This window comes from Burkholderia sp. 4NA327C6, from assembly GCF_005502655.1.
In the GTDB taxonomy this organism is placed as follows: domain Bacteria; phylum Pseudomonadota; class Gammaproteobacteria; order Burkholderiales; family Burkholderiaceae; genus Burkholderia; species Burkholderia contaminans.
In genome coordinates this window covers 106,157-119,645 of sequence record NZ_SCNZ01000005.1, presented here as the reverse complement: position 1 = coordinate 119,645, position 13,489 = coordinate 106,157, and the positions used below count along the sequence as shown (strand labels likewise).

Sequence of the window (13,489 nt, the reverse complement as noted above, 5' to 3'; positions counted from 1 at the left end):
ACTCTGCTAGAACGTATAGGCGACGTTCAGGAACACGCTCAGCGGATTGAGCCGGAGCGTCGAGGTGGACACCACCGGCGTGCCGGTCGCGGTTTGTCCGTACAGCGTAAGGTGGGTCTTCACCGGCATGTAGTTGAGAGAGGTGCCGACCGACCAGTGCTTCGTCAGCGCGTAATTCGCGCCGATCTCGAACACGGGGTTCCACGATGCGCTGAGGGTCGCACGCGCCGAGCCGCCGGGGCCGAAGCTGTCGGTAATGAACTGGCTATTGGTCGCGCGAACCTGCGTGAACCACGTATAGTTCACGCCGATGCCGAGGTACGGACGGAATTTCGATGCGGCTGCAAATAGGTGGTAGCGAAGCTCGATCGCGGGCGGCATCGGCCGTGTCGTGCCGAGCGTGCCGTACTTCTGCAGGGTGCCGTCGCCGATCAGGTTCACTGTCAGCGGCATGCCCAGAAGTACCGCGATACCCAGATTGTCCGTGACGTAATACTCGGTCGTGATGCCCATCGTGTCGGTCGAACTCGCATGTGCGCCGGTACCGGCCACTTGCTGATTGACCGCGACGCCGCCGACACTTTGCACGGTCAGCGGCGTCGCGTCCCCCTGCGGCGCGATGTGCAGCCATCCCACCGACGTCGTAATGCTGCCGGCCGTCTGCGCATTCGCAAGGCCCGCAAGTGAAGCCATGCAGATACAAGCCGCGATGTTTGCGGCGCTCGTCGTCCTGTTGAAATTCATCTCGTGTCTCCTCCGTCTCGATTCGTTTTACGAATGGCGATTCAATTTTCAAAACTCGTATGGATTACTGATCAAACGGCGCGTACTGCCTTGAAGCGCGATAGTCATCCGGGCGACCGGGAATCCCTCGTCGCCCGGAATCTGTCGTTGTCGGTCAGGCCGGCCGCATCGGATGCGCGGCGATCGAGATCGAGAATGCAAACGGGAAACGCCCGAGCACCGAGCGCGCGGCGGCCTCGAGCGCTGGGTCGCTCAGTGCGACCGCGACCGACATCCTGCCCGCGTCGTCGGTGTTGACGTCGAGCGACGTGCACGGCGCGCCTGCCTGAGCCAACGCGGCCTGCAACGCATCGCGTGTCTCGCGGCGCTTGAGCTCGGGCTTGAAGATCTTGCCGACGCCTGTGAGCGGGATGGCGGCCACGATCCGCACGTGCTTGGGCACCGCAGCCCGTTCCGCGATTTCCTGTTGCATGAACGCTGCCAGATCGTCCTCGGTAGCGTGCATGCCGGGCTTGAGCTGGACGTACGCGACGGGCAGCTCGCCGGCATGTGCATCGGGACGCCCGACGGCCGCGGCAACCTGCACGGCCGGATGCCGATGGAGCGGTTCCTCGATCGACGCGGGATCGATGTTGTGGCCGCCGCGAATGATCAGTTCCTTCTTGCGGCCGGTCAGCCAGAAGTACCCGTCGGCGTCGCAGCGGCCGAGGTCGCCGGTGTTCAGCCAGCGCCGGCCGTCGCCGAGATCGGGCCACAGCCCGTTGTTCTGGTCGGCACGCAGGTAGCCGCTGAACACGTTCGGCCCCGCGATGACGAGCAGCCCCGCCTCGTTTGGCGCGCAGTCGCGCACGTACCGTCCCGCTTCGTCCACGACGATCGTTTTCATCGCCTGGAACGGGAGGCGCAGCCCGATCGAGCCCAGCCGGCGCTCGCCGGTCGGCGGATTGACGCTGCTCACGCACGTTCCTTCGGTCAGGCCGTAGCCTTCGAGGATCCGGATCCCGGTTTTTTCCTGGAACGCCTTGAACACGCCGACGGGCATCGGCGCCGCGCCGCACAGGCCGTATTCGAGCGAATCGATCGCATGACCGTCGACGGGAACGTCGAGCAGCGACGCATAGAGCGTCGGGACGCCACTGAAGAAATTGATGCGATGGTGTTCGACGATTTCCCAGAAACGTTTGACGACACCGTCCCCCCGGTAGCCCTGCGGCGTCGCGAGCACGACATGGGCGCCGCGCGAAAACGGCAGCAGGCCGGTCACCATCGCGGCATTGACGTGAAAGAGCGGCAAGCCGCAGAACGTCGTCTTGCCGGGGCCGATGCTGTCGCCGAGGAATCGGCTCGCGCTCCATGCGTTCGCGACTTCGTTGCCGTGGCTGCGCATCGCGATTTTGGGCAGGCCCGTGGTGCCGCCGGTACAGAAGAACGACGACATGTCGTCTGGGCGGGCGCGGCGCGGATGATCGAGCGCGTCGCCGGATTCCCGCGCAATCGCCGTACCGAAGTCGTGGATCTCGATGTGGGCGGGCACCGCGGCGCGCAAGCCGCCATCGTCGTGCACGCCCGTTCGCGGGGCGGGCGGCACCGTGCGGCCGCGCAGACGATCCGCCGGATCGACCAGCACGAGGTGCCGCAGCGACTCGACCCGATCGACGATCGTGGCCACTTTCTGCCAGAGATCGATGCCGGGGAACGGCGCGAGCGTGACGAGCACGCTCGCGCCGGCCGCCTCGAGCAGCTTTGCGATCGCTTCGCCTTCCAGCAGCGGATTGATCGCGCAGACGATGCCGGCCGCTTGACCGCCCCAGATCACGAAATGCGTTTCCGGAAGATTGGGCAGCACATAGGCGATCACCGAGTTCGCGCGCACGCCGATGCGGGTGAACATGTTCGCCGTCCGGGTGATGTCGCGCACCAGCTCGCGATAGGTCCAGCGCTCGGCGTCGCGGTGGGCGTCGGCGGTCGGAAAGAAGGACAGCGCGGGCGCTAACGGATCGATCGCCGCACCGGCGCAAATCATCTCGTACGTGCTGGCAGGCAGCGCCGGCGGAAGGCCCTGCGCTTCGATCGCCAGCACGTCGTCTTGGGTCGCGATGCCGTTCATGCCGCTTCGTCCATGATTTCGTTGCGTTGCACGCCCAGGTCGATCGTGCCGTCACGGCTCGAGATCCGGGCTTCGACGATGTCGCCGGCCTTCAGGTACTGCGTGCGTCCCGCCTGCACCTTCATGAACATCTTCCACTTGACCGATTCGGGAAAGAGCGCGACGGCCCGCTGCTTGAGCGGCGACGGAATGCTGAGGGCGCAGCCGGCCGGCGTACCGGTCGCGAGCAGGTCGCCGGCGTGAAGGTCGTGCACGCCCGACAATTCGGTCAACGTCTCGGCCGGGCCATAGACGAGGTTCGACGTCGAATCCTGCTGACGCACCGTGCCGTTGACCGTCAACGTCAGGTCGAGCGCCTTCAGCTTCGGGAAGTCGCGCTGCTCGAGCAGGCACAGGTAAGGGCCGACCGGGCCGAACGTCCGGAAGCTCTTGCCCTTGTAGAACTGCATCTGAGGGATCTGGACGTCGCGCGCGGAGTAGTCGTTGACGATCACGGTGGCGGCGACGTAGTCGTGCAGGTTCGCGTCCGTGATCCGCTGGCGGCTCGTGATGTCGCGCTTGAGGATGAGGCCGAGCTCGATCTCGTAGTCGAGAAACCGCACGTGCCGCGGCTTCACGACCGGCGAATTCGCGGCGACGATGCAACTCGTCGCCTTCGTGAAGATCATGTTGAACTTCTTCGCATCCGGATCCATGCCGGATTCGATCATGTGCTGGCGATAATTCGCGCCCTGGCAGACGAACTGCTGGTTGGCGGTGACGGGGGGCAGCCATTCCACGTCGGCCTCCGGAATCGTCGGCCCGTCGAGCGTGACGAGCCGCTCGACCGGGTTCGCCGCCAGAAAGCGCGCGGTCGTATCGAAGTCGCCGGGAATCGGCGTGACGGCGCCATCGGCGACGACGCCCCACTGGGCGCGGCCGTTGTGCCGGAAGTGCAGGACTAGCAGTGACATGTGTGGGTCTCTCGTGAGTCGAACAGGCGTCGGAGTCAGGCGAACAGTTTTGCGAGGGTCAGCAGCTTGCCGAGTGTCAGATCAGGGCTGCGGCGCAGGTTGCGAAGCAGCGCGGCAATGCTCGACGGCGTGAAGCGCGGCTTCGTGAAGCTGCGCGGCATCGTCGGGCCCCACTGCGCCATCGCTTCGCGGCTGACCGGGTGGATGCCGGTGGGTTCGTCGGCGGTAAACAGGTCGCCGTCGCAGTAGTGCTCGTGCTTGGCGCCCCACGGGTCTTGCCAGTAATCGAATACCTGGCTGCCGAGAATGTGCCGCCCGATGCCCCACGCGTGGGTCCAGCCGGCGTCGCGCAGCATGCGCTGGCCCATGCCGAGCGCGTCGGTGTCGACGACCTCGAACGCGCTGTGGCTGTAGGTCGACACGAAGCCCTGCGCGAGCGCGAGCGTGTGATGGTCGGCCGGCGTGTCGCCGCGGTCGAGCCGCATGAACGCGACCGCCGGCGAACCGTCCGGCAGCACCTGGACATCGCTCGGGATGAAACCGAAATGCCGCGTGTACCACGCGCACGTTTCCTGGAAATCGGCGATCTCGAGCACCACGTGGCCGATCCTGACGATCTCCGGCGGCGCGGCGGGCGGGCGCTGCGTGTCGTTGATGCGAACGCGCGCATCCACGGAGTTGAACGCGAGCGGCGCGCGGTGCGCCAGCGCCGGCAGTCGCGTCATGCCGGCCACCGCATCGACGCGAAAACCGGCCGGATCGACGAGCCGCACGCGCTCGCCGCCGCCCGGCCACGCCGACGGCTCGATGCCCGACGCACCGGGCACGGCGGTCAGCGCGAGGAGGTCCGCGCGGCTGTCGACCTCGAGCCCGAACCCGGCAAACGCCGGCTTGGGCGCGCGGCGCACCACGTAGCAGAAGCCGGACGCGCCGGTGGCGCGTAACAGCAGCAGGTCGGCATCGCGCGATGTGGTTCGCAATCCGAAGTCATTCAGGAAACGTTCGGCTTCGTCGAGATCCGGGCGCTCGAAGACCAGGTAGGCGAGGGCGGCGGCTCTCGTCGTGGGCCGCGGATGGCGGGCAGGCTGGGCGGTGGTGAGTTTCATGGCGATGGAGGCTCAGGAGGGACGGACGACGGATGAAACGGGAACGGGCACGGCGCGCGGCGCCGCGCCGAGCAGCGACAGGCTGTCGAGCACGATGCGCTCGACGTCGGCGGCCGGCCCGTCGTGGACGACGGTCTTGTCGGGGCGCACGACGGCCACCCAGCCGACGCGCGCCACGCCGGGAAGGAAGGTGCCTTCCAGGTCTTCCCAGCAATCGCGGCCGCCGCGATCCGGGCGCTGGCCGCGTTGCGCGATCTGCACGATGGTGCCGCCGGCGCCCGCCAGCGCGGTCGCGGCGTCCGCCGGGAGCCCGACGCGCGGGTCGCAGCCGAAGCCGACCAGCGTGTAGCCGTTGCCGAGCACGTCGTCGCTCAGGCGCGCGGTGCCGTCGGCTCCCCTCAGCCATCCCTGTGCGAGCGTTGCGCCGCGCGTGAGCTTCGCGCCCGAGCGGCCGCGCACGAAGAGCCCGGTGCGGAACGCGTTCTTCGGCTTGATGCGCAATTCCTCGAGTTGCGCGCGCAGCACCGGCACGCAGCGCAGCGCGCGCATCAGCCCGTGCGTGGCGTACGCCAGGGCCGCGTTGCGCGGCATCACCAGGCGCCCCATGAGCTTCGCGAGCCGGATCATCGCGCGTGCGTGTGGCCGGCGTTCCGCGTCGTACGTATCGAGAATGCGCGGCTCGGCGCGGCCGAGCACCACCCATGCGAGCTTCCAGCCGAGGTTGGCCGCGTCGCGCAGCCCGGCGACGAGCCCCTGGCCGACGAACGGCGGCGTGATGTGCGCGGCGTCGCCCGCGAGAAAGACCCGGCCGTTGCAGAATGCGTCCACGGTGCGCGCGTGGAAGCGATAGACCGCCTTGCGCTCGATGGTGAGCTCGTCGACATTGCCCCATGGCGCGAGCAGTTCGCGAATGCGGGCATCCGACTCCATCTCGTCGCGGCGCTCGCCCGGGTGCAGCATGAACTCCCAGCGCTCGCGCGCGCCGGGCGCGACCATGTGCGGCGTCGGGCGCCGATGGTCGCAAATGAACTCGACATGGTCGATCGGCCGCGGCACGTGACGCGCATCGACGATGAGCCAGTCCTCGGCGTAGGTCTTGCCGTTGAATTGCTGGCCGATCAACTGGCGCACCTGCGAGCTTGCACCGTCCGCGCCGACCAGGTAGCGGGCACGGACCGTGTGCGCATGGCCATGCTCGTCGGTCAGCGACGCAACGACGCCGTCGCGTTCGTCGACGAAACCTTCGAACGTCATCCCGAGTGCGACGTGCACGTTGTCGCGCTCGCGCAGCCGCGCGCGCAGGCAGCGTTCGAGATCGGGCTGGTAGAACGTCACGAGTTTCGGATGGCCGTCGAGCGTGCCGAGCGTATCGATCCGCGCGAATTCACCGAGCGCGGGCGAGCGCATCCGGACGTAAGGGATCGGCACCGTGTCGAAATCGCGTTCGTCGACGCCCGCCATCTGCAGGATGCGCAGCGCTTCGTTGTCGAGTGCGATGGCGCGCGGCGCCATGAAGATCCCGGTTGCCTTGTCGATCACCACGACCTTCACGCCGTAACGCGCCAGCAGGTTCGCGAGCGCGGCGCCGACCGGCCCGAACCCGACGATCAGGATGTCGGCCGCCGACGGCAGCCCGCGCGCGTCGGACTGCGCCGCGCTGCCCGCGGCGCGCGAATGCGCGCCCGTTGCTTCAAATGTCTCCACCGTGTCTCCATTCGTCTGTCGATCTCGGCTGCCGCGTGCGACCGGATGTGTTGAGTGACATTAAAGTCATAAATGATGACTTTGTCAATGTAGACATTTGAATCTATACTCGACCCATATCAGAACCGGATCCGTCATGTCGAACACTCCTAAACGCCGGGCACCCAGACGTGCCGCCGCCGAGCCTGCCGTCGCCGCTGACGTCGCCGCGCCGGTTGCCGAAGAGCGCGAGCCGCGCGGGGCGCGGCGCAAGCGCGAAACCCGTGGCCGTCTGCTCGAGGCGGCGTTGAAGCTGATGGCTGAAAAAGGCATGGAAGGCGTGGCCATCAACGAGATCACCGAAGCCGCCGACGTCGGCTTCGGGTCGTTCTACAACCACTTCGAATCGAAGGAAGCGATCTACACGACGCTCGTCGAGACGGTATTCGAGGAGTTCGCCGATTCGCTGGATCGCCTGGCGAGCGGCCTGTCCGATCCCGCGGAGATCATTGCGGTGGCGGTCCGGCACACGCTGATGCGGGCACGGCGGGAGCCCGTATGGGGGCACTTCCTGATACGCGAAGGTTTTTCCGCGCGGGTGCTGACGCTCGGCCTCGGTCAGCGCCTGCTGCGGGACATCGGGCGCGGCATCGCCGAGAAACGCTTCGTGGTCGCCGACCCGTTCATCGGCTTCCTGTCGGTTGGCGGTACGGTGCTGACCGCAATTGCGGCTGAGCTCAACTTCGTCGCGCCGGGCGCGCCGGCGGCCGGTGTGCTGCAGGAGCTCGGCTTCAACGGCGAGCATTTTCCGGAACGCACGGCGGCCACGCTGCTGCAGACGCTCGGGCTCAAGCGCGCGGAAGCCGAGAAGATCGCGAACCGGCCGCTGCCGGTCGTGGAAGCGGCCGAGACGGAGCAGTGACGCAGCGCCGTCGCCCGCTGCCAGGCTCCGGTGAGTCAATTGCGCATGAGCGGCGACACGGCAGCCTGGGCCGGAATGTGGCGGATGTTTGGCGAATTCCGGCCGGGTGGCCCTTTCTTACGCGTCGCTGAACGGCCGGTTGGCCGGTGACGACGTCGATGCGGCGCCGGTCGCAACCGCGACCAGCGCGACGCGGATCAAGATCGATCCGATCACGACGTTCGCGTCGGTGGGTGATCGGTTCTGAACGGAATGAAACGGCACGCGCGCGCGGCCGCATCGGCCGGCATCTCGACGCCCGATAGATCCACCGTGGCGAGCCGTTCGCGGCGCGCGTCGCTCATGCTCGCGGCGAGGCATTCGAGCGGCGCGGCGCCGCCGACCGCATTGCGTAGCTGACGGACCAGCTCGCAAGCGTCGTCGATACGCGATCGCTTCGTGCCCGTTTCCAGGCGCATGGCCGCCGACAGCGCGTCGAGTTCGTCGGTCGCGCAGCATGCCCGCCGCCTCGCGGCAATCAGGTCGTCTGCTTCGACGCCGCGCTTCGACACGAATGCACGGACGAGCTCGATGTATTCGGCCACCGCGGCGATCGCCCGGTTCGATACGGCGTCGAGCTTGCCCCGCTCCCACTCCGGCCATGCGAGCACGCTCACGCCGAGCGCAACGAGCGCGCCCGCGACGCTGTTCGCGACCCGTATGCCGGCGAGCAGCCAGGGCGATGCGACGGGCGTGCCGAGATACGCAACGAGAATGAAATGCGGCGTGAGGAACAGGATGTACGACACGTAGCTGACCGGCCGCGTGGAAAAGGTCCCGGTTGCGAGCGGGACGATCGCCAGCGCGAGAAGCGCCATGTTGTGAGACGCGAGCGCGACGCCCGATGCGACGATCGCGCCCAGGATCGTTCCGAATACCCGCAGGCCGGAAATTCTGACGGTGTGCGGCACGGTGGGCTGCATGACGAACAACGTGGTCAGCACGATCCAGTAACCTTGCTGAACGCCAAGCGCGCGGGCAAGGACGGCGGAGAGCATGGTCGCCACCGCCAGCCGCAGCGCATATCGCGCGACGCGTCCGTTTGCGCGAATTTCCGTCAGCGCCGCCGCCATGGCGAAACCGATCGCCTGGAATGGGCGCGGCCGTTCGGGCGCGGCGGGCGGCGCCTGGTTTCGATCGCCGGCGCGGATATCGCCGATCTCGGTGAACGCCGTCACGAGCGTCATGCACGATTGCAGCCATGCGCGCGCGTGGTCGTCGAGTGCCGAACCGTCCGCGCGCAGCGTCGCGCTGCGCATGTCGGCCGCGAGCCGGTTGCGCAGCCGAGCGAGCGCGGCGTCGCAGCCCGGCCGTTCGAGCACCGCATCGGCATGCGCATCGATCAACGCGACGAGCCGGTGCAGCAACGGAACGAGCAGGGTGGCCGCGGTGGCGCAGTCCGCGGGACGGTTGCCCAGCAGGCTTTCGAGGCCCGCCAGCAATGCGATCGACCTTTCGCCGCCGAGTTGCCACGCCACGGCGGCCGTGCCGGCGCCCATCGGCTCGGCCTGGGCCGTGCGCGTCATCGCGTCGAGTCGCGTTCGCAACGCGGCGCGATTCGGGCCGCTCGCGCGCCGCGGATCCTGTGCGACCGGCACCAGCGCGCGCACGAACGAACTCGCCGCATACAGGTAGGCGAAGGCCGCCCTGCGTGCGCGGGCTGCGTGGCTTTCCCGCCAGAAGCCCACGAGACAGACGACCGCCCACAGGCTTCCGCCGGCAAAGCTCGCGGCATACTGGGCGGGCGCCGGCCATGGATGCGCGGGAAACGCGGCCGACACCGCGCATGCGGTGGCGAGCAGCAACCCGCGCGTGCCCGTCACCGTGCCGCCGAGCCGTGCGAGGCCGCCGAGGTAGACCGCGACGCCCGTCAGCGCGACGGCGAGCCACCCGACCTCCGCGACAGTCGTCGCGCACACGGACGCGAGCGCACCGATCGCACCGAACCACAACCCCGCAGCGGCCCGCGCGCGGATCGATTCCGACGGATCGTCCGCAAGACACGTCCAGAACGTGGCGATCGCGGCCCAGCACAGCAACGGCGCGTGCAGCATGGCGGCGAGCAGCGCGGGCGCCGCGCAGATCAGCCCGGCCTTGAGCGCTGCCGAGAGCGGCAGGTGATGCCGCCCGTCGCGCAGTGCACGGGCGATCGTGTCGCGGATGCGCTTGGTGACACTCATCGCATGCTCCTGCGTTATCGCGTGGTAACGGGCCTCGGCACCGGGATGACGGTGAGCGACCGAACGCCTTGCGCGCCGCGAACCAGTACGCCCTCGATGTCGGCGGTCGCCGACGGTCCGCTCATCAGCACCGCATAGTTGGCCGCGAAGAACTCGTTGCGGTGATACGCGTGATGCAGGTTGCCGACGATGTCCGCGGGGTCGAGCAGCGCGACCAGGTGCTGCGACAGGTAACCGAGCGCGTTGACGTTGTATTCGGTCTCGCTGAGCCATATCGAGCCTGTCTCCGAGACGGCGAACGCGGGGCGCACGATCCCGACGTCGACATAGTTCAGCGCGCGCGGATCGTCGATCGCCGCGAGGTCGCGGTTGCCGTCGAACTCGGGGGTCGCCGAGCAGAACACGGATGCGCCGGGAAACCGGGAGCGGATGAATGCGTCGAGCGACGTGCGCTCCGGCAACGCGCACCACGTGCCGCCGAGCCGCGCGAGCGACGCGCGAAACGTGTCGACGGCAGGCGGCAGGTTCGCGTCGAACATCGGCACCTGCGGCAGCGGCCGGCGGGCGGGGCGCACTTCGCGCAAACGGGACAGAATCAGGTCTCGGCTGCTCATTTCTTGTTCCTCTTCAGATACCAGTCACGGAAAGTCTGCTCGGGCGCGTCGGGCACTTCGCGTTGCCTGCCCCACACGTTGAGCGGGTTGTAGAGCACGGCGCGCGGCAGCACCGATACCGCGGTGCCCGCCGTCTTGACGGCCGCGCGGTACAGCGCGGGCCGCGACAGCACCTGTCCGGCGACTTTCATCGCCTCCTGCTTGACGAACGGCAGTTCGTGCTGTTCGGCCACGATCTGCCGCCACTTGTAGATTTGCTCGTGGATGTTGATCCTCACCGGGCACACGCTGGTGCAACTGCCGTTCATCGTGGACGCGAACGGCAGCGAGCTGTACTTGTGCAGGTTGAAGGTCGGGTTGATGATCGCGCCGATCGGCCCCGAGTACACGCCACCATAGCTGAGGCCGCTGCTGCGACGATAGACCGGGCACGTGTTCATGCACGCGCCGCAGCGGATGCACTTCAGCGAGTACCAGAAATCGTCCATGCCGAGTCGCTCCGAGCGGCCGTTGTCGACCAGCACGAAATGCATTTCTCCGCCTTTTTTCGGCCCGCGGAAGTGCGACGTGTACTGCGTGATCGGCGAGCCGATCGCGTTGCGCGACAGCATGCGTATGAACACGCCGAGATGTTCGAGCTTCGGAATCAGTTTTTCGATGCCGATCGACGCGATGTGCAGCGGCGGCACGTTGGCGCTGAGGTCCGCGTTGCCTTCGTTCGTGCACACGGTGATGCCGCCCGTTTCCGCGACCGCGAAGTTGCATCCGGTCATGCCTGCGTCGGCGTTCAGGATCAGCGGGCGCGTGGCGTTGCGCTGCGCTTCGGCCAGTTTGGGAATGCTGCTTTCGTTCGGATCGGTGCCGATCTTCTCGGAGAAGATCCTGGCGACGTCGGTCGCGAGCTTGTGCACGGCCGGCACGACGATGTGCGAGGGCAGCTCATCGTCGAGCTGCTGAATCTGCTCGCCGAGATCGGTCTCGACGACCGTGATGCCGCGCTCTTCCAGATACGGGCGCATCTCGCATTCCTCGGTCAGCATCGACTTGCTCTTGACGAGCAGCTTCGCGTTGCGCCGCTCCAGGATCTCGTACACGATCCGGTTGTGTTCCTCGGCGTCTTTCGCCCAGTGGACGACGACGCCGTTGGCCGTCGCGTTGCGCTCGAATTCCTCGAGATACTCGGGAAGGTGCGTGAGCGTGTGTTCCTTGATCTCCGACGCGAGCGTACGCAGCTCCTCCCATTCGGGGATGCCGTGCACTTCGGCGTCGCGCGACGTGCGCAGCTCCCACAAGCGCTTGTCGTGGAACTGGATGTGTTTCTCGTCCGCGATGAATTTCTCGGACGCTCCGACGTGGTCTACGCGTTTCATGCTCGTGCTCCGTTCAGGATCTGCGCGATATGGATGAATTTCAGGCCGAGCCCGAGGCGGTCCGAGCAGCCTTTCTGGTGCATCAGGCACGACGAATCGGCCGATACGATGTACTCGGCGCCGTTGCGCTGGTGGTCGCGAACCTTGTCCGCGCCCATGCGCGCCGACACGGGCGCCTCCGATACGCAGAAGGTGCCGCCGAAGCCGCAGCATTCGTCGGGGCGGTCGGGCTGGATGAATTCGATGCCGCGCACGCCCTTGAGCAGCGCCAGCGGCTTCGAGAAGAACGGCTCGTCGATCTCCGACATCTTCGCGGTACGCAGCCCGCGCAGCGTGCCGCAACTGTTGTGCAGCCCGACCTTGTGCGGGAACTCGGCCCACGGGAATTCGCGCACACGCAGCACGTCGTGGAGAAATTCGACGAGCTCGTACGTGTTCTTGCGCACGGCGACCGCGTCGCGCGTCTGGTCGGCGGCCGTGAGGTGGTCGCGCACGTGGTGCACGCAGCTGCCGCTCGGCGCGACGATGTAGTCGTAGCCGGTGAAGTTCTTCACGAACAGGTTCTCGGTCGCTGCGGCCTGCTTTTCGCAGCCGCTGTTGCCCATCGGCTGGCCGCAGCAGGTCTGGTCGAGCGGATAGTCGACATCGCAGCCCAGGCGCTCGAGCAACTGCAGCGTGGCGATGCCGACCTCCGGGTAGAACGCGTCGATGAAACACGGAATGAAAAGGGCGACTTTCATGGGATTCCTCGGTTGAATCGAATGCTGGAAGTGAATGCGTCAGTGGTACGCGTGCACGCTGGACGCCTTGCCGCGGAACACCGAATACGCGACGTACGTGTAGAACACGATGAACGGCAAGACGAACAGCCCGGCTCCCCAGAACATGAACGTCTGGCTCGAACGCGGCGCGGCAGCCGCGTCGAGCGTGACGTCGAACGGCACGATGAACGGCAGATACGACGCGGCGAGCATCAGCACCATCGCGATGCATCCGGCCGCGGCGAACAGATAGGCCGACGCACCCTCGCGTCGCGCCGCGGTGGGCGCGTAAAGGAAGGTCAGGCACGCGGCGATCGGTAGCGCGAACAGCAGCGGATGCAGGAGCCAGCGCGTTTCGACGGCAGTTTCGGTCAGCAGGGTCGACGCGAGGATCGACAGGGCGAACAGCGCGGTGATCGGCGCGAGCCGGTTGATCGCGTCGCGACCGAGGCGCTGCAATGCGTCGCGCCCCTTCAATACCAGCCACCCCGAGCCGAGCAGCGCATAGCCGAGCGCGAGGCTCGCGCCGCACCACAGCGCGAACGGCGAGCACCATTCGAACCCGTTGCCGGCGTAGCGCAGGTGGTCGACCGGCAACCCCTGTGCGTAGGTGCCGACGCACACGCCCTGCATGACGCTTGCGAGCAGCGAACCCGCGAACAGCAGTACGTCCCAGATTCGGCGCGAGCGGACCGCCTTGTGGTGGAACTCGATCGCGACGCCGCGCATGATCAGGCCTGCCAGCATCATGCCGAGCGGCGCGTACAGCGCCGGCAGCACGATCGAATACACCGACGGAAATGCGCCGAACAGGATCGTGCCGGCAATGACGAGCCACGTGCCGTTGCCGTCCCACACCGGCGCGATCGACGCGATCATCTCGTCGCGCGCATCGCCTGCGAAGGCCGTCAGCATGCCGACGCCGAGATCGAACCCGTCGAGCATCAGGTAAGCGACGAGCGCGAACGCGAGTTCGACGAACCAGAACCAGTTCATCATCGAAGTTCTCC

11 protein-coding genes are annotated in these 13,489 nt (G+C 67.1%); 1 reads left to right on the top strand and 10 read right to left on the bottom strand.

The genetic code is table 11. From position 1 onward, the window contains the following. Window positions 1-6: 6 nt before the first annotated feature. The 5 genes from FFS49_RS07105 to FFS49_RS07085 all read right to left on the bottom strand — a co-directional run bounded on the left by FFS49_RS07105 (window position 7) and on the right by FFS49_RS07085 (window position 6,542). Window positions 7-744 carry an OmpW family outer membrane protein gene (locus tag FFS49_RS07105; protein ID WP_105817053.1) on the bottom strand — a complete coding sequence of 246 codons (738 nt, stop codon included), beginning with the start codon at window positions 742-744 and terminating at the stop codon, window positions 7-9. Window positions 745-898: 154 nt separating this feature from the next. Next, entirely contained in the window at window positions 899-2,851 is a 1,953-nt protein-coding gene (locus tag FFS49_RS07100) for an acyl-CoA synthetase (protein ID WP_105817052.1), read from the bottom strand. Then, a complete protein-coding gene (locus tag FFS49_RS07095) occupies window positions 2,848-3,804 on the bottom strand; it encodes a fumarylacetoacetate hydrolase family protein (RefSeq protein ID WP_105817051.1) in 957 nt (318 codons plus the stop codon). Before FFS49_RS07095 ends, FFS49_RS07100 begins: the two co-directional genes overlap by 4 nt. Before the next feature lie 35 nt (window positions 3,805-3,839). Next, window positions 3,840-4,910 (bottom strand): VOC family protein, encoded by a 1,071-nt coding sequence (locus FFS49_RS07090; protein ID WP_071336017.1) that lies wholly within the window; start codon window positions 4,908-4,910, stop codon window positions 3,840-3,842. A gap of 12 nt (window positions 4,911-4,922) precedes the next feature. Continuing rightward, window positions 4,923-6,542, bottom strand: coding sequence for a bifunctional 3-(3-hydroxy-phenyl)propionate/3-hydroxycinnamic acid hydroxylase (locus tag FFS49_RS07085; RefSeq protein ID WP_224755662.1), 1,620 nt, complete (start codon window positions 6,540-6,542; stop codon window positions 4,923-4,925). A 208-nt stretch (window positions 6,543-6,750) separates the two neighbouring features. Between FFS49_RS07085 and FFS49_RS07080 the strand changes: the two genes are divergently transcribed. Beyond that, a complete protein-coding gene (locus FFS49_RS07080) occupies window positions 6,751-7,515 on the top strand; it encodes a TetR/AcrR family transcriptional regulator (protein WP_105817049.1) in 765 nt (254 codons plus the stop codon). Between the two features lie 212 nt (window positions 7,516-7,727). On the opposite strand, the gene FFS49_RS07075 is transcribed toward FFS49_RS07080, so the two are convergent. From FFS49_RS07075 to cydB, 5 genes are read right to left on the bottom strand one after another with little or no spacing between them, the layout of a single operon-like run. Beyond that, entirely contained in the window at window positions 7,728-9,734 is a 2,007-nt protein-coding gene (locus FFS49_RS07075; protein ID WP_105817048.1) for an FUSC family protein, read from the bottom strand. A 14-nt stretch (window positions 9,735-9,748) separates the two neighbouring features. After that, window positions 9,749-10,348 carry an LUD domain-containing protein gene (locus FFS49_RS07070; RefSeq protein WP_105817047.1) on the bottom strand — a complete coding sequence of 200 codons (600 nt, stop codon included), beginning with the start codon at window positions 10,346-10,348 and terminating at the stop codon, window positions 9,749-9,751. Then, window positions 10,345-11,718 carry a lactate utilization protein B gene (locus FFS49_RS07065; RefSeq protein WP_039371899.1) on the bottom strand — a complete coding sequence of 458 codons (1,374 nt, stop codon included), beginning with the start codon at window positions 11,716-11,718 and terminating at the stop codon, window positions 10,345-10,347. Before FFS49_RS07065 ends, FFS49_RS07070 begins: the two co-directional genes overlap by 4 nt. Further along, a complete protein-coding gene (locus tag FFS49_RS07060) occupies window positions 11,715-12,458 on the bottom strand; it encodes a (Fe-S)-binding protein (protein ID WP_039371897.1) in 744 nt (247 codons plus the stop codon). Before FFS49_RS07060 ends, FFS49_RS07065 begins: the two co-directional genes overlap by 4 nt. A 39-nt stretch (window positions 12,459-12,497) precedes the next feature. Further along, on the bottom strand, window positions 12,498-13,478 hold the full coding sequence (gene cydB, locus FFS49_RS07055) for a cytochrome d ubiquinol oxidase subunit II (protein ID WP_198113178.1): 981 nt from the start codon (window positions 13,476-13,478) through the stop codon (window positions 12,498-12,500). Between the last annotated feature and the right edge of the window lie 11 nt (window positions 13,479-13,489).